This window comes from Streptomyces sp. NPDC087428 (assembly GCF_044744085.1).
In the GTDB taxonomy this organism is placed as follows: Bacteria; Actinomycetota; Actinomycetes; order Streptomycetales; family Streptomycetaceae; genus Streptomyces.
On the sequence record NZ_JBIUXR010000004.1, the window covers coordinates 430,819 to 447,355 of the forward strand.

Annotated in this window: 13 protein-coding genes; 9 read left to right on the forward strand and 4 right to left on the reverse strand. The window is 71.9% G+C overall.

All coding sequences use genetic code 11. The annotated features are described in order from the left end of the window. The first annotated feature begins 25 nt into the window (after window positions 1–25). Window positions 26–634, forward strand: a complete 609-nt coding sequence (locus ACIO3R_RS11370; protein ID WP_385027356.1) for a TetR/AcrR family transcriptional regulator — start codon at window positions 26–28, stop codon at window positions 632–634. A 48-nt stretch (window positions 635–682) separates the two neighbouring features. Beyond that, window positions 683–1,090, forward strand: a complete 408-nt coding sequence (locus tag ACIO3R_RS11375) for a molybdopterin-binding protein (protein ID WP_385027359.1) — start codon at window positions 683–685, stop codon at window positions 1,088–1,090. A gap of 31 nt (window positions 1,091–1,121) precedes the next feature. On the opposite strand, the gene ACIO3R_RS11380 is transcribed toward ACIO3R_RS11375, so the two are convergent. Further along, window positions 1,122–2,642, reverse strand: coding sequence for a PucR family transcriptional regulator (locus ACIO3R_RS11380; protein ID WP_402105200.1), 1,521 nt, complete (start codon window positions 2,640–2,642; stop codon window positions 1,122–1,124). Between the two features lie 242 nt (window positions 2,643–2,884). On the opposite strand from ACIO3R_RS11380, the gene ACIO3R_RS11385 reads away from it, so the two are divergent. The 3 genes from ACIO3R_RS11385 (at window position 2,885) to ACIO3R_RS11395 (ending at window position 7,117) form a co-directional block, all read left to right on the forward strand. After that, on the forward strand, window positions 2,885–3,709 hold the full coding sequence (locus ACIO3R_RS11385; protein ID WP_385027406.1) for an FAD binding domain-containing protein: 825 nt from the start codon (window positions 2,885–2,887) through the stop codon (window positions 3,707–3,709). After that, on the forward strand, window positions 3,706–6,462 hold the full coding sequence (locus ACIO3R_RS11390; protein WP_402105202.1) for a molybdopterin-dependent oxidoreductase: 2,757 nt from the start codon (window positions 3,706–3,708) through the stop codon (window positions 6,460–6,462). Before ACIO3R_RS11385 ends, ACIO3R_RS11390 begins: the two co-directional genes overlap by 4 nt. Window positions 6,463–6,616: 154 nt before the next feature. After that, window positions 6,617–7,117, forward strand: coding sequence for a molybdopterin-dependent oxidoreductase (locus tag ACIO3R_RS11395; protein WP_402105204.1), 501 nt, complete (start codon window positions 6,617–6,619; stop codon window positions 7,115–7,117). A gap of 80 nt (window positions 7,118–7,197) precedes the next feature. Here the strand turns inward: ACIO3R_RS11395 and ACIO3R_RS11400 are convergent, their stop codons facing one another. Beyond that, window positions 7,198–7,617, reverse strand: a complete 420-nt coding sequence (locus ACIO3R_RS11400) for a molybdopterin-binding protein (RefSeq protein WP_402105206.1) — start codon at window positions 7,615–7,617, stop codon at window positions 7,198–7,200. A 495-nt stretch (window positions 7,618–8,112) separates the two neighbouring features. On the opposite strand from ACIO3R_RS11400, the gene modA reads away from it, so the two are divergent. Together modA and ACIO3R_RS11410 are read left to right on the forward strand one after the other, a co-directional pair. Next, entirely contained in the window at window positions 8,113–8,913 is an 801-nt protein-coding gene (modA, locus tag ACIO3R_RS11405) for a molybdate ABC transporter substrate-binding protein (RefSeq protein ID WP_402105208.1), read from the forward strand. Window positions 8,914–8,989: 76 nt separating this feature from the next. Further along, window positions 8,990–10,939 (forward strand): ABC transporter permease, encoded by a 1,950-nt coding sequence (locus ACIO3R_RS11410; RefSeq protein ID WP_402105210.1) that lies wholly within the window; start codon window positions 8,990–8,992, stop codon window positions 10,937–10,939. Between the two features lie 27 nt (window positions 10,940–10,966). On the opposite strand, the gene ACIO3R_RS11415 is transcribed toward ACIO3R_RS11410, so the two are convergent. Then, entirely contained in the window at window positions 10,967–11,461 is a 495-nt protein-coding gene (locus tag ACIO3R_RS11415; RefSeq protein ID WP_402105211.1) for a TetR/AcrR family transcriptional regulator, read from the reverse strand. 17 nt (window positions 11,462–11,478) lie between these two features. Here ACIO3R_RS11415 and ACIO3R_RS11420 point away from each other — a divergent pair, with 17 nt between their 5' ends. Together ACIO3R_RS11420 and ACIO3R_RS11425 are read left to right on the forward strand one after the other, a co-directional pair. After that, window positions 11,479–12,402 carry an NmrA family NAD(P)-binding protein gene (locus ACIO3R_RS11420; RefSeq protein ID WP_402105212.1) on the forward strand — a complete coding sequence of 308 codons (924 nt, stop codon included), beginning with the start codon at window positions 11,479–11,481 and terminating at the stop codon, window positions 12,400–12,402. 325 nt (window positions 12,403–12,727) lie between these two features. Then, entirely contained in the window at window positions 12,728–15,214 is a 2,487-nt protein-coding gene (locus ACIO3R_RS11425) for a polysaccharide lyase 8 family protein (protein ID WP_402105213.1), read from the forward strand. A 118-nt stretch (window positions 15,215–15,332) separates the two neighbouring features. On the opposite strand, the gene ACIO3R_RS11430 is transcribed toward ACIO3R_RS11425, so the two are convergent. Continuing rightward, on the reverse strand, window positions 15,333–16,436 hold the full coding sequence (locus ACIO3R_RS11430) for a substrate-binding domain-containing protein (protein WP_402105215.1): 1,104 nt from the start codon (window positions 16,434–16,436) through the stop codon (window positions 15,333–15,335). Between the last annotated feature and the right edge of the window lie 101 nt (window positions 16,437–16,537).

The window sequence follows — 16,537 nt, forward strand, 5'->3', positions numbered from 1 at the left end:
GGCCGTGGGCTCGGAAGGAGGACCTGTGCAGGAAGAGAAGGGCGCTCCTCTGCGTCCGGACGCACAGCGCAATCGCGAGCGCATCCTGGATGTCGCGCTGGCCGAGCTGACGCGCGCCGCGGACGCCCCGGTGAGCGTGATCGCGAAGAAGGCCTGTGTCGGGCAGGGGACGTTCTACCGCAACTTCCCCAACCGCGAGGCACTCGTCCTGGAGGTCTACCGCCACGAGATGCAGCAGGTCGCCGACGCCGCGGCCCAGTTGCTCCTGACCCGTGATCCGGACCGGGCCCTGCGGGAGTGGATGGACCGGCTCGCGCAGTTCGCCATGGCCAAGGCCGGTCTGGCCGAAGCGCTGCGCACGACGGTCAGCCGGCACGGCGGTCTGGCCCAGCTGGGCCACGGCCCGGTGACCCGGGCCGTCACGCTCCTGCTGGAGTCCAACGAGAAGGCCGGTACCATCCGTCCGGGGCTGACCCCGGAGGACTTCCTCCTCGCGATCGCCGGGCTCTGGCAGATCGACCCGCACGGCGACTGGCAGCCGCGCGCCGCCCGGCTGCTGGACCTCGTGATGGACGGACTGCGGGCGGGGGCCCCCGGCGGGGACCGGCCGGCGCCGCAGGACGGACGGGACTGAGCCGGCGGACGCCACGGGACAGCCCCGTACAGGCCCTAGAGTACGCGGGTGCCTTCGTACAGTATTGGCCAGGCCGCTGAGCTGCTGGCCGTGAGTCCCGAGACCGTCCGCCGCTGGGCAGACGGCGGTCACCTCGTGATGGACCGCGGCGGCTCGGGAAACCGGGTGATCGACGGTGTCAGCCTCGCGGGCTTCGCCACGGAGCGTGCCGCGGGGCTGCATCCGGTACCCGGGGAGGTCCTGACGTCGGTACGGAACTCGTTCGCCGGGATCGTCGTCGCGGTGCGGGCCGACGACGTCGTGGCGCAGGTGGAGATCCAGTCGGGGCCGCACCGGCTGGTGTCACTGATCAGCCGCGAGTCCGTCGACGAACTCGGCCTGGAGGTCGGGGTCATGGCCACGGCACGGGTGAAGTCGACGAACGTGCACATCGACCGGCCGGACGGCCTGGGCTGAGCCCTGGCCCTGCGGTCGATACGCCCAGCCGTCAGCGGCACATCAGGGCGGCCTGCAGATCGAGCTTGTGATCGAGGCGCGACAGGTCGCGGCCGGTGAGCTGTTCGATGCGCCGGACACGGTAGTGAACCGTGTTGACGTGGAGGTGGAGGGCTTCGGCTGCGCGCGCCCAGGAGCAGTTGTGCGCGAGGAAGACCTCCAGGGTGTGCAGCATCATGCGCTGCGAGGCGCCGTCCCCGTCGATCAACGGGCCCAGGGTCCGGGCGCTGAAGACCTCGCGCACCTCCTCGGGAAGACCCGCGAGCAGCGTGCGCAGGCTGGTGAGGTCGTCCACCGACGTCAGCCGGGACGCCGCGGGTTCCGTGGTGCGGGAGGCTGTCAGGGCGTAGCGCGCCTGCACGAGACTGCCGTGCAGGCCCTCGGGACCGGCTGTCGGCGCCCCCACCCCGCCGTGGAGTGCCGCGCCGGGGTGGCAGCCCTCCAGAACGGGCCAGAGGGTGTGCAGCCGGCCTTCGCTGTCGCCCGGTTCGCCCTGGACGACGGCCACGGCCGTGCCTCCCGTGAGCCTGCCGACGGTGAAGGGGCGGTCGGGGTCGTGGTGCAGGGCCTCGGCCAGGGCGTCCGCCGCCGCACCGGCGTCCTCCTCGTGGGCCGGCCGCGCCGTGATGACCTGGTAGGGGCCCTGGTCGGAGAGGCCGCAGCCGTGGAGTGCGAGGCGCAGCGAAGTCCCGTCGGTGTGGGGGGCGTCGATCAGCGAGACGAGTTCGTCGCCCTTGCGGCGTGCCGCGTTCTCCCGGGGCGCGGTGCGGTGCCGGTGCTGGGCCAGGACATCGGCTATCTCGTGCAGTACGCGGGGCGGCGCACCGGCCGGGTCGGGGACGTACAGGTGCCAGACGTCGTAGGGGGACCCCTCCGACTCGATGCGCAGCGTGGCCCCGGTGGGTCTGCGCAGGCGTTCCGCGCCCCGTCGCGCGGTCAGCGGCGGGGCCGGCGGCGTGCGCGCGAGGGTGCGTCCGGTCGCGCTGAGGAGGTACGCGGCCTGGGTTCCCAGGTGGGCGAAGGCCCGGTCGAGCAGCATGTCCGGGCCGGCGCCGGCCGTGAGCAGGCCGCCGAGCTCGTTGCGCACGTTCTCGGGCAGTGCGTAGTGGTGGGTGGGGCGGCGGCTGAGATCGCCCCACTGCCGGAGGTACACCGCCTCGGTGACGGCCCGGAAGCTGGTGCTTGCGGGGACGGCGAGGAGGGTGACGCCATGGGTCCGGCAGGCGTCGACGAGGACATCGGGCACGGTGCCGTGCGTCTCCTCCCCCGCGAGCAGGGCCACGGCCCCGGCCGTCCGGAGCGCGGTGACGAACCGCGCCGCCTTCTCGGGCCCATCGGTGGGGTGCCACCACACCAGGCCGCTGAGAACGACCTCGCCCTGCTGGAGAAAGCGGGTCGGGTCCTCCAGGTCGGTGGCGGTGACCCCGCTGATCTCCCGCGCCGGCAGGGGCTCTTCGCCCCACAGCAGGGTCAGACCGAGCGATTCGAGCTGGAGAAGGTGTTCGACGTGCATGGTGTGGCTCCTTGCGCGACCGCCGGGCCCGGACCCGGCATCTCACATTCACGAGGCGATTGCGAGTCCCGTCATCGTAAATGCAAGGCGAAGTGATCGATACACCTCTTGGTCGATCCTCCAGGACGTGGTGCGGGCGCTTGTGTTTTTCCGTGTGGTGCACCAGTCGTGCGCGGGGCCGCCGCGTTGCTTCACTGAGGTTCTCGGTGGCCGACGACGCAGCGGCCGGAGCGGAGAACGACATGGATCTCAACACCGTGCGGGACGTGCGGGACGCCCGTTCCCACGAGCCCTGGAGGCCCGGTGACGCCTGGCTGGGCGGGGGCACCTATCTGTTCTCCGAGCCGCAGCCCCGGCTGCGGCGGCTGGTGGACCTGAGCGGGATGGGCTGGGAGCCGGTCACGCACCACCCCGACGGTTCCGTGGAGTTCGCAGCGACCTGCACCGTCGCCCAGCTGTCCCGCCACGGGAGGCGGAGCCGGGTCCGGGCGGCGCCGCTGTTCGAGCAGTGCTGCCGGGCGTTCCTCGCCTCCTTCAAGATCTGGAACATGGCCACCGTCGGAGGGAACCTCTGCAACGCCCTGCCGGCCGGCCCGATGATCTCCCTCACCGCGGCCCTCGACGGGGAGTGCCTGCTCCAGGCGCAGGACGGCTCGCTCCGCCGGGTACGGGTGGCCGATTTCGTCCTCGGCGCGGGACGCAAGGACCTGGGCGAGGGCGAGTTGCTGCGCTCCGTCTCCCTGCCCGCCCGGACGCTGGCCTCGCGCACCGCCTTCCGGCAGGCATCCCTCTACGGCCTGGGCAGGTCCGGCGCTCTGGTGATCGGGGTGCTCGACGAGCAGGACGGCTCGCTGGCCGTGACCGTCACCGCGGCCACCGTCCGCCCGTTCCGGCTCTGGTTCCCGCTGCCGCCGGACCGCGCCGGCCTGCGAAGTGCCCTGGAGGCGGCCATCGGCGACGCCGACTGGTTCGACGACATCCACGGACTGCCCGCCTGGCGGCGGCACATGGCCTTCCGCCTGGCCGAGGAGATCCGGAGCGAGCTGACCACAGGCGGTGCACGATGAGTTTCGGGATCCATGTCAACGAGCAGCCCTTCGACGCCGAGCCGCGCCCGGGGCAGTGCCTGCGCACGTATCTGCGCGAACGCGGCTGGTTCGGGGTGAAGAAGGGCTGCGACGCGGGGGACTGCGGAGCGTGCACCGTTCATGTCGACGGGGAGCCGGTGCACAGTTGCGTCTATCCGGCCGTACGGGCGCGGGGCCGGTCTGTGACGACCGTGGAGGGTCTCGCCACGGACGGCGAACTCCACCCCGTGCAGCAGAGGTTCCTCGACGCGCAGGGATTCCAGTGCGGCTTCTGCACCGCCGGGTACCTGATGACCACCGCGGCCCTGGACGACGGGCAGCTCGCGGACCTGCCGCGGGCGTTCAAGGGAAACCTGTGCCGCTGCACCGGCTATCGCGCCATCGAGGACGCCGTGCGCGGCGTGAAGCATGTCGAGGCCCCGTGCGCCGGCGCGGCGGTCGGCCGCAGCCTGCCCGCCCCGGCCGGCCCCCAGGTGGTGACGGGGACCGCCCGGTACACCTTCGACATCGACGTCCCCGGCCTCCTGCACATGAAGCTGCTGCGCTCCCCGCACGCGCACGCCCGCATCACCGGGATCGACACGTCCGCCGCGCTGCGCGTGCCGGGGGTGCACCTGGTGCTCACGCACCACGACGCCCCCGAACGGCACTACTCCACCGCCCGGCACGAGCACCCCACAGAGGACCCCGACGACACCCGGGTGCTGGACGACACCGTGCGCTTCGTCGGCCAGCGGGTCGCCGCGGTCGTCGCGGACAGCGAGGCGGCCGCCGAGGAGGGCTGCCGGCGCGTCGAGGTGACGTACCAGGTGCTGCCGGCGGTCCTCGACCCGGAGGAGGCGATGCTGCCGGGCGCCCCGGTCGTGCACGCCAAGAACGGCGCGCAGGCGCGGATCGCCCGGCCGCTCGACAACGTGGTGGGCGAGTCGCACGGCGAGATCGGCTCGGTCGAGGAGGGTTTCGCCGCCGCCGACGTGGTGTACGAGGAGACGTTCCGTACCCAGCGGGTCCAGCACGCGAGCCTGGAGACGCACGGCGCGGTCGCCTGGTTCGAGCGGCCGGACGAGGGGCCGGAGCGCATCGTGGTGCGCTCCAGCACCCAGACGCCCTTCCTGACCCGGCGGGCGCTCTGTGCCCTGTTCGACCTGCCCCTGGAGGAGGTGCGGGTCCTGGCGGGGCGGGTGGGAGGCGGTTTCGGCGGCAAGCAGGAGATGATCGTCGAGGACATCGTCGTACTCGCCGCGATGCGGCTGCGCCGTCCGGTGAAGCTCGAGTACACCCGCGCCGAGCAGTTCTACGGGGCCACCACCCGGCACCCGTTCAACGTCCGGGTCAAGGCCGGGGCCCGTGGTGACGGAACCCTGACCGCGCTTCAGCTGCGGGTGGTCTCCAACACCGGGGCGTACGGCAACCACGGGCCTGCCGTGATGTTCCACAGCGTCGGCGAGTCGATGGCCGTCTACCGCGCCCCGCACAAGAAGGCGGACGCGTACTCCGTCTACACCCACGCCGTGCCGGCGGGCGCGTTCCGCGGGTACGGACTCGGGCAGGTCGTCTTCGCCATGGAGTCGGTCATGGACGAGCTGGCCCGCCTGCTCTCCATGGACCCCCTGGAGTTCCGGGAACGCAACATCATCGGCCCGGGGGAGGCCATGATCAGTCCGGGCGGCGAGGAGGAGGACCTGCACATCGCCAGTTACGGCCTCGACCAGTGCCTGGGCATCGTCCGCGGCGCGCGGGCCGAGCCGGCGGACGCGGCGCCGCAGGGGTGGCTGGTGGGAGAGGGCTCCGCCCTGTCCATGATCGCGACCGGGCCGCCCGGCGGGCACATCGCCGATGCCCGGATCGGTCTGCTGGCGGACGGGACCCTCGATCTGGCCGTGGGGACCGCGGAGTTCGGCAACGGCACCACCACGGTCCACCGGCAGATCGCCGCCGGTGAACTGGGCACCACCGTCGACCGGATCACGGTGCGCCAGTCCGACACCGATGTCGTGAAGCACGACACCGGGGCCTTCGGTTCCACCGGAACCGTGGTGGCCGGCAAGGCGACGCTCCGTGCCTCCCAGGCCCTCGCCGAGACCCTGCTCACCTTCGCGGCCGCGCACCTCGGGGTGCACCGCGACGAGTGCCGCCTCGTGGAGGACGCCGTCGAGCACCGGGGCACGCGCATCCCGCTGAAGGAGCTGCACGCCGCGGCGCAGTCGGCCGGCCGGGAACTCGCGGCGGACGGTCACTTCGGCGGGACGCCGCGTTCCGTCGCCTTCAACGCACAGTGGTTCAGGCTCGCCGTCGATCCGGGAACCGGCGAGATCAGGATCCTGCGCAGCGTGCACGCGGCGGACGCGGGCAAGGTCATGAACCCGATGCAGTGCCGGGGCCAGGTCGAGGGCGGCATCGCCCAGGCGCTGGGCGCCACCCTCTTCGAGAACGTCCGGCTGAACGACCGGGGCGAGGTCACCACCGCCGCGTTCCGCCAGTACCGGCTGCCGCAGTACGCGGACATTCCCCGAACGGAGGTCCGCTTCATGGAAACCGTCGACACGATCGGCCCGCTGGGGGCGAAGTCGATGAGCGAGAGCCCCTTCAACCCGGTCGCGCCGGCGTTCGCGAACGCCCTGCGGGACGCCACCGGGATCCGGTTCACCCGGCTGCCCCTCACCAGGGACCGCGTCTGGCTCGCCCTGGACGGACAGGCCCGCGCCCAGTCCGGCCGACCGGGCGGCCAGTGACCCGGGGTGCGGCAGAAACACTCGGTATCGATCGTTCCGGTTCACAAACGCCAGGCTTTTGGCGGATATTGCCTCGTACCCGCGATTTCGCGGGGTGGCCGCTGGGCATACCTTCTGACAGCCGCCCTGCGGGCCGTCAGATTTGGGGATCCCCATGAGCCGACTCAGCGCGCAACCCCGCACGACTCCCCCGCTGCTCACACCCTTCGACCTGCTCGGGGACGTCGAGCGTCCGGCCACGCTGACCGTGGAGGATCTGCGGAGCGGGTGGGAGCAGCACCGGGCCGAGGTGGTGTTCGACTGCGCCACCAACGGCCCGCAGCACCACAGCTTCGAGGGGCCCCTGCTCCGCGACGTGGTCCTCGACGCCCATCCGGTGTTCGACGCCCGTGGGCGCAAGGACCGCTCCCGCTACCTCGTGGCGGTCACCGGCGGCGACGGGCACCACACGGTGCTGTCGTGGGCGGAGGTCGACGCGGATTTCGGCAATGTGCCCGTCCTCCTGGCCACCGGGATGGACGGCCGGGGGCTGGACGCGGCGGGAAGCCACCTGGTGGTACCCGCCGACCGGTGCGGCGCGCGCTACATCAGCGCCATCACGCACGTGTGGGTCGGAGTGCTGCCGGTCTCCGTACAGCCGGCACGGTGCGTATAGGCGGGACGGTGCACGGGGTCCGTGGCACCGGGACGGTCCGCGGGGCGCGTGTGACGGAGACGGTGCGCCCGGTCCGTGGCTCAGACCGCGGCGAGGGAGACCTCGGTCGACTTGATCAGCGCGGTGACGGACGCACCCGGCGCGAGTCGCAGGTCGGTCACGGCGTCCTTGGTGATCGCCGCGGTCAGCTCGCCGCCCTCGACGGCGACCTTGACACTGGCCATGGCACCGCCGGTGGCGACCCCGGTGACGGTGCCGGGGATCCGGTTGCGGATGCTCAGACCCTCGACGGCACCGGTCGCCAGGGACACCTCGGTGGACTTGACCAGCGTGCGGACCGGGCTCCCGTCGGTGAGTCCGAGTTCCTTGACGGCTTCGAGCGTGATCGCGGCCGTGATCTCCTGGCCGCCCACCAGGCGGACCTTGACGGTGGCCATGGCCTCGCCCGCGGTGACGGCGGTGACGGTGCCGGGGATCTGGTTGCGGATGCTCATGCTCATGGAGAAGCGCCTCGAATTCAGGGTGAAATGCCGGGTATTTCCCGGTCTGCATTTCTCACTGTAAACATTTCCCGCACAGCCGGCCGATCGCCTGCCGCAGACGCGGGGACGATCCGGCACCTCGCCCGGCAAAGCGGAGGCAGCGCGTTCGCGGACCGCCTCTCACCTCGGCGTATCCGCGCGGCGCCCCCTTCGGAGTTTCCTCCGAACGACAACGCATCTGCTATGGAGCTTCGCATTATGCGTTGTAAATGCAAACTCAAAACACCTATTGTGTGGCACATGCAGTCCCACGCCATGGGCGATGTCGAGGCCAGGGTGACCACAGCTCGTGTCACATCGACCGGCGTACGCATCAATCGCACCTGAGCCACCGCCCCACAAGCCCCACAGCTCCACAGCTCCACCAAGCGGCGTCGCCCGTCCCCGGCGCGGCTCACCACCATCCGCTCGGGCGGCACCAGCCGACCGCGTTCCCAAGGAGTTCCCACCCTCATGTCCCTCGCCTTCACCAGACGCCGTACCGCAGCCGCGATCCTCACGGCGGCTCTCCTCGTCCCGCTGGCAGCCTGTGGCAGCGACAACGACAAGAAGGACTCGGGCGCCGCCGCCTCCGCATCCGGGGCACCGAAGGCAGACCTGACGGTGCTGGCCGCCGCCTCGCTCACCGATGTCTTCAAGACGGCCGGCGCGGCGTACGAGAAGGAACACCCCGGCACCAGGGTGACGTTCTCCTTCGCCGGGTCGCAGCAGCTCGCCGCCCAGGTCAAGCAGGGCGCGCCCGCCGACGCCCTGGTCACCGCGGACACCAAGACCATGGACGGGCTGAAGTCCGACACCGGGACGCCGACCGTCATCGCGAAGAACCGTCTGGTGATCGCCACGGGCAAGGGCAACCCGGAGAAGATCGAGAACCTGAAGGACCTCTCCGACACCAAGCTGAAGGTGGTGCTCGCCGCACCCGAGGTCCCGGTGGGCCGCTACAGCAAGCAGATCCTGGACGCCCAGAAGATCGAGGTGAAGCCGGTCTCCCAGGAGCTCGACGTCCGTTCCGTCCTCAGCAAGGTCGAACTCGGTGAGGCCGACGCCGGTCTCGTCTACAAGACGGACGCCGCCACCGCCACCGACAAGGTGGACGCCGTCGACATCCCCGACGCCCAGAACGCCGTGGCCTCCTACCCGGCCGCGACCCTGAAGGCCACCAAGAACAGTGAGGCCGCGGACGCGTTCGTGAAGTGGCTCTCCACCCCGGAGGCCCAGAAGATCCTCGCCGCCGCCGGCTTCCAGCAGCCGTAGCCGGTGACCACTCCGTGCGGGCGGCCCGGCCTCGGTCCCGGTCGCCCGCACGGCACTTCCAGCTTCAGGGATTTCGATGAGACGCCTTCGCAGCCGCACCACCGGCCCCCGCGCACCGATCGTCCTGGCGATCCCCGCGCTGCTGGCCATCGCCTTCCTGCTGCTGCCGCTGATCGGGATCCTCGCCCGCACGTCCTGGGGCGAGCTGGGCGACCATCTGACCAGCCCCGGGACGACCGAGGCGCTGAAGCTGTCGCTGCTCGTCTCCTTCTGGGCGCTCGGGCTCTCGCTGGTCCTCGGGGTGCCGCTGGCCTGGCTGCTGGCCCGTACCGACTTCCCCGGCAAGACCTTCGTCCGCTCCCTGGTGCTCCTGCCGATGGTGCTGCCGCCCACGGTGGGCGGCGTCGCGCTGCTGCTCGCCTTCGGGCGCCGCGGTCTGCTCGGGCCGTGGCTGGAGGACACGTTCGGCATCACCCTGCCCTTCCACACCTCCGGCGCCGTCCTCGCGGCGACCTTCGTAGCGATGCCGTTCCTGGTCATCAGCCTCGAAGGAGCGCTGGGCGGACTGCGCCCCCGTTACGAGGAGACGGCGTCCTCCCTCGGGGCCTCGCCGGTACGGGTGTTCTTCACCGTCACCCTGCCCATGGTCGCCCCCGGTCTCGCCGCCGGAGCCGCGCTCACCTGGGCGCGGGCACTCGGTGAGTTCGGCGCGACCATCACCTTCGCCGGGAATCTCCCCGGCACCACCCAGACCCTGCCCCTCCAGGTGTACCTGCTCCTCCAGGACAACCCGGAGGCCGCCACCTCGGTCTCCCTCCTCCTGCTCGCGATCGCCATGCTCGTCCTCCTCGGGCTGCGCGGACGATGGACCGGGACCCCGACCGCGGCGACCACCGGGCCGCGTGTCTCCGCCGACGAACCGGCCTCTCTCCCCCCGCAGGACATCGGAACGGCTCTGCCGGACGACGTCGAGCCCGACGCCGGACGGGGCAGTTGGCCGCTGCACGCCGAGGTCACCGGTTTCAACCAGCTCACGCTGGACGCCGACGCCGGGACCACCATCGCTGTCGTCGGCCCCAACGGCGCGGGCAAGACCACGCTCCTGCGCGCCCTGCTCGGACTCACCCCGCGCGCCCATGCCGCGCTGCGGCTCGGCGAGCTGGATGTCAGCGCCCTGCCCACGCACCGCCGCGGCGTCGCGTGGGTGCCGCAGGACGGCGCGTTGTTCCCGCACCTCAGCGCGCTCGCGAACACCGCCTACGGGCTGCGTGCCCAAGGGGTACCGCGCGCCGAGGCCCGCCGCAGGGCTCAGGAGTGGCTCGACCGCCTCGGCGTCGGGCAACTGGCTGCCCGCAAGCCGTCCCAGGTCTCCGGCGGACAGGCCCAGCGCATCGCCCTGGCCAGGGCGCTCGCCACCCGGCCCCGGCTGCTGCTGCTCGACGAGCCGCTGGCCGCGCTCGACCAGACCACCCGCGCGCATGTGCGGCACACCCTGCGCACCCACCTCGACGGCTTCGGCGGCGTCTGCCTGATCGTCACCCACGACCCGGTGGAGGCCGTCTCCCTCGCCGACCGCGTCCTCGTCCTGGAGGACGGGCACGTCCTCCAGGACGCCCCGCCGGGCGAGGTCACCCGGCACCCCCACTCCCCCTGGGTCGCGCGCATGCTCGGCCGCAACGCCTGGCCCGGCACCGCGACCGCCGACGGACTCCAACTGCACGGCGGTGGCCTCCTCGTCATCGCGGAACCGCTGCCGGCGGGCACCGCCGCACTCGCGGTGATCGCACCAGAGGCCGTCTCCGTGCACCGCACGGAGCCGGGCGGCAGCCCACGCAACATCTGGGCGGGCACCGTCCGGGAGATCACCACCAGCGGCAGCCGGCTGCGTGTCCTCATCACGTCACCGCAGGCACCGGATCTCGTCGCCGAGATCACCCCCCACGCCGCCGCCGAACTCGGCCTCGCCGACGGGGTCGCGGTGTGGACCAGCGTCAAGGCGACCGAGGCGACAATCGTGACACTGTGAGCAGCCCCGGCCGCCGGGGCTCGCTCCTCACCTCTGCGGGCCGACTCCCGCGATGGTCAGGCCCAGCAGCCGGTCCGCCTCGGCTGCGGAGTCCTTGTGGTGTTCCGTCGCCGGGGCGATACCGGCGATCAGCGCGAGCAGGTCGGCGACGCTCACACCGGGCGTCACCGCACCGTCCCGGGTGGCGCGGACGAGCAGCGGGTCAGCGGCGTCGGTGAGCTTCACCGAGCAGACGTTCACATGGGCCGCGTCGGGACGGTCCGCCCCGTCGAGTGCCAGTGCGGTGGCCAGTCCACGGACGGACGCCACGTATGCGGTGAGGGCGCTTAGCCTGCGCGGCGACCTCCGCCTCCGCGACGTCGAAAATGCGCGCGTAGTTGCGCGGGCGTCCGCGCGTCGGCCGGTCCTGGCGCCACCTCCTGGGTTCCGATGCGCCGCGCCCGCTGCCCGCTTGCCAAGTGGCGGGGCCCTCCGTATCGTACCGAACCTGAAACGGCGGGGTCCACCGTTTAGCCTCCGCACACCATTCGAGGAGCGTCATGTCCACGGAATCCGCATCCGCGCCCGTACTCGTCACCGGCTCCACCGGCCGACAGGGGGGCGCCACGGCGCGCGCCCTGCTCGCGGCGGGCGTTCCTGTCCGGGCGCTGGTGCGCGACCCGGCCACCGAGCGGGCGAGGGCCGTCGAAGCGCTCGGCGCCGAACTGGTCACGGGCGACCTGCTCGACCGCGACTCCGTCACCCGGGCCGCCGAGGGGGCCCGCGCCGTCTTCTCGGTACAGATGCCCGACATGAAGGGGCGCGGCTTCGAGGGCGAGTCGGCCCAGGCGGTCAACCTGATCGAGGCCGCGACGGCCGCGGGCGTACCGCAGTTCGTGCACACCTCCGTCTCCGGTGCCGGGCAGCACACGGCGGCGCCCGGCTGGGCCGAGGGCCGCTGGGCCGCGACGGAGCCGTACTTCGGCACGAAGGCCGGGATCCAGGACCGGGTCCGTGAAGCGGGCTTCGCACACTGGACACTCCTCAAGCCGGGCTTCTTCATGGAGAACTTCCTCCCCTCCGTGGCCTTCCTGTTCCCGCGCGGCGTCGAGGGCGGCCTGGTGAGCGTGCTGAAGCCCGGGACCCGGCTGTCCCTCGTCGCGGTGGACGACATCGGCGCGGCCGCCGCGGCGGCCTTCGCCGCACCGGAGAGGTTCGACGGGGTGGAGCTGGAGCTGGCGAGCGACTACCTGTCCATGACGGATATCGCCGAGATCCTCTCCCGCGCCCTGAGCGCCGGGCTGACCGCGCCCGACATGACGGAACAGGAGGCGTCCGCCGCCGGAATGCCGGGGATGGGTGCCTCGCACGAGCGGATCAACGTGGTCGGCCAGCCCGCCCGCCCGGAGTACGCACGCGCTCTCGGCATCCCACTCACCACGTTCGAGGAATGGGCACAGCGGCACCTGCAGGCCACGGCCTGACGACGGGCGAGACGGCGGCCGGTTCCGCCGGGCTCCTACCGGGGAAGCCGGCGCCGATGCCGGCCCGGCCTCGGCGCCAAAGGGAGCGGGAGCGCTTCCGGCCGCCGGTGAAGGCCTGTTCATGAAGGCCGCCGGGAGCGAGCGGGTCGCCTCGGCAGGGAGAGACGAAGCATGGCGTCCACGACAAAGCGGACCGGACAGCGGCGCTCGTAGCGATCGAAACGATCAATTAGGCCGGTCCTATTGAGCGGTTGAGCGCATGCGTGTGAGAAACCGGCTGACTTCAGCGCGCTCTTTCCTCCCTCTCACGGCCCCAGGAGCACCCATGACGCCCCCTCCCTCGTCCCCCTGGTCCCGCCGCACCTTCCTCGCGGCCACCGGCGGCACCGCACTCGCGGCCGGCCTGGCCGAGACAGGCACCGCCTCGGCCGCTCCCGGCACCCAGGCATCGGCCGACACCGAGGCCGACACCGAGGCCGCCGACGCGTTCGCCGCGCTGCGCACCAAGTGGCGCACGCTGATCCTCGGCGAGGGATTCAGCCCGACCGCTGAACCCTTCCGATCGAAGCTGGCCACGCTCGGCACCCAGGCGGCGGGCTTCCGGGACACCATGGCTCCGGCGGCGGGCCGGCTCTGGCCGGGCCTGAGTTACGCAGATCCGTCCCCGGACACCGACCAGGAGTCGTACGGCTACTCGGCCCGGATGAACGACAGCTTCACGCGGCTGAGCACCATGGCCCAGGCTTACGCACAGCCGGGCACCGGGGGCACCGGGGACACGGCCCTGCGCGACGCTGTCATCACCGGACTGGACCACCTGTGCTCGGACGTCTACAGCGCGGACGCCGCGCCGTTCGGCAACTGGTGGAACTTCCAGATCGGTTCGCCGCAGGCGCTCCTCGACACCGCCGTACTGCTCCACGAGCACCTGTCGGCCGAGCAACTGGCCACCTACTGCCGGTCCGTGGACAGGTTCCTGCCGGACTCGGCCGTGGCGAAGTACACCGGCACCAGCACCGGTGCCAACCGGGTCGACCTGTGCCGCGGGATCATCCTGCGCGGTGTCGTCGGCGGCAGCGCGGCCAAGATCCAGCTGGGCCGTGACGCGCTGTCCCCCGTCTTCCCGTACGTGACGTCCGGCGACGGCTTCTACGCCGACGGCTCGTTCGTCCAGCACACCGACGTCCCGTACATCGGGGGCTACGGTGCGGTCCTCCACGACGGCCTCGGCCGGCTGTTCGCACTGCTGCGGGACTCGACGTGGCAGGTGGACGACCCGGGCAGTCAGCTCTTCCTCGACACGGTCGACAAGGCCATCGCCCCCTTCATCTACAACGGCCTGATGATGGACAACGTCTCCAGCCGGGGCATCAGCCGCGGACTGACGGAGGCCGACGCCTTCCAGCTCCCCCAGGACGACCACACCCGCGCGCACAGTGTGATGGCCTCGGTCGTCCTCGTCGGCCAGGGCGTGAGCGCCGAGGAGCGGGCCCGCTGGAACTCCATGGTCAAGGGCTGGCTGCAACGCGACTCCTACGGCCCCGCCCTCAGGAATCCGAAGCTGAGCCTGGTCAACACGGCCCTGTTGCAGAAGCTGTTCGACGACGACACGGTCAAGGCCTCACCCGAGCCCGCCGAGCACCGGACCTTCCACAACATGGACCGCGCCACCCACCGGCGCCATGACTGGGGCGCGTCGGTCAGCATGGCCTCCGCCCGCATCGCGCACTACGAGTTCGGCAACGGCGAACACGCCCGCGGCTACCACACCGGCTCGGGCTGGCTCTCCTGGTGGGGCGGCGACCACGGCCTGGCGCAGTACTCGGACACCTTCTGGCCGACCGCCGACCCCTACCGGCTGCCCGGCGTCACCGTCTCGAAGAAGCTCCTTCCGGACGGCTTCGGCGGTGAGTGGGGCAATCCGAAACCGGACACCACCTGGGTGGGGGGCACCACCGACGGCGAGTTCGGCACCACCGGGCAGCACCTGCGGGGCATCGACAGCACGATGACCGCCAGGAAGTCGTGGTTCTGGCTCGACGACTCGATCGTCTGCCTCGGCGCGGGCATCACCTCGGCCGACGGCGCCGCCGTCGAGACAGTGATCGACAACCGCAACCTCGGCGCGTCGGGCACCGCCGCACTCACCCTCAACGGCATCCCGCAACCGGGCACCCAGGGCTGGAGCACCACGCGGACGCACACCAGGTGGGCGCACATCCAGGGGCACGCCGGCTACGTGTTCCCGCAGGCGGGCGGCAGCCGGATCAGCGCACTGCGCGAGGAGCGCACCGGCGCGTGGAAGGACATCAACGCCGGCAGTTCGCCAATCCCGTTCACCCGGCGCTACCTGACCCTGTGGCAGGACCACGGAACGGACCCTCGGGACGCCTCGTACGCGTACATCCTCATGCCCGGCGCCGGCGAGCTCCGCACCGCCGCCCGCGCCCTCGACCCGCTGTGGCTGCGGATTCTCGCCAACACCTCACGTCAGCACGGCATCCGTGTGCCCTCGCTCGGCTTCACCGGGATCAACTTCTGGGCTGCCGGCACGGTCGGCACAGTCACGGCCGACGCGCCGGTGAGTGTGCAGATCCGGGAGCGGCGCGACGGTACGGCGACGATCTCGGTGGCCGACCCGTCCCGCAGCGTCAAGAGCCTGACCCTCACGTGGAAGCGGCCGGTCGTGTCCGTCCTCTCGAAGGCCCCCGCGGTCACCGGCGCCCGGACCGGCTCCTCGCTCACCCTCACGTTCGGCGACCTCAGCGGCAGCTACGGAGCGACCCACCGGGTCAAGGTCCGCACGGCCTGACGTTCCCCGGCGTCGCCGGCCCCCGCCACCTCCGCAGGCCGCCCCTCTCCGGCCGGCGGAGGTGCCCGCCCCGGCGCCGGATCGCGTCGCGGTGTCAGCCCGCCCCGGAACGCGCCGACTACTTCCTTGACGGGGACGGTGTTGTTCCGACCGCACCGCAGGATGCCCGCACCCGCAGTTCCGGCAGCAGTTCGAGGTGCTGGCGCGGTGTCGGCGCACTGCCCGACGCGCGCTCGGCCAGGCGCTGCAGGATCAGCTTCGCCGCCAGCTCGCCCACCGCGCGCTTCGGCGGTGCGACGGCCGTCAGCGGTACGTCGGACAGCCCGGCCACCTCGTCGTCGTAGGCGATGAGGGCCAGGTCGGCGGGGACGCTGACGCCGCGCGACTGGAGCCGGGGCACCAGCACGATCGCGTCCTCGTCGCTGTGGACGAGGACCGCGGTGACCCCCCGGTTCCTGACCGCGTCGACCAGGTACTCCGCCATCTCGTCGTACGCGCCGTGCCCCCTGATGGCCGGTGATCCCGGCACGGGTGTCAGCCCCAGCGACTCCACCGCGGCCCGGTACCCCGCGGTGATCTGCGCGGCGTGCGGCCCTTCCTGCAGCACCGCGGCGACGGCCGTGTGCCCGAGTTCGGCGAAGTGGCCCACTGCTTCCGCGGCGCCGTGAGCCCGGTCGGTACGGACCCGGTCGAGTCCCGCGGCGGGGTTGCCGGCCGGCGCGGAGCGCTCGACCAGTACGGCCGGAACGGGGCACTCCAGCAGCCACTTCTCCTGGCCGTCGGCGGGTACCCCGCCGAACCAGCTGGGTGCGATCAGCAGGCCCTCGGCGCCGCCGGCCAGGAGATGGTCCGCCTGCACCGGGTCCTCGGTGTCCACGTATCCCGACATCCCCAGCACCAGCCGACCGCCCTGGGCCTCCACGGCCTCCCGGGCACCCCACACGATGTCGGCGAAGATGAAGGTGGTGGTCGGCACGATCATTCCGATCACCGCGCCCCCGGCACCCGGCGCCCGTGCCGCCTCCGCGGGCTGATCCGTCGGCCACACCACGGCCCCGTGCAGCCGCCGCAGGCTGCCCCGGGCTGCCAGCGTCTCCACGTCACGCCTCAAGGTCACGGCGGAGACGCCGAGTTCGGAGGCCAGCTCGGCGACCCGGAGGCTGCCGCGCTGCCGGACGAGATCGAGTACCCGCTCATGGCGCTGGTCGACATGCAGACGCATGGGATCCCCCTGTGGCAAGGCCGGACGGCCGCGGAGAGCGGCTCTCCGCAGGTCACGGTATCGCCGGATAGCGTATCGAACGCTTGCGTTCAATACGATCG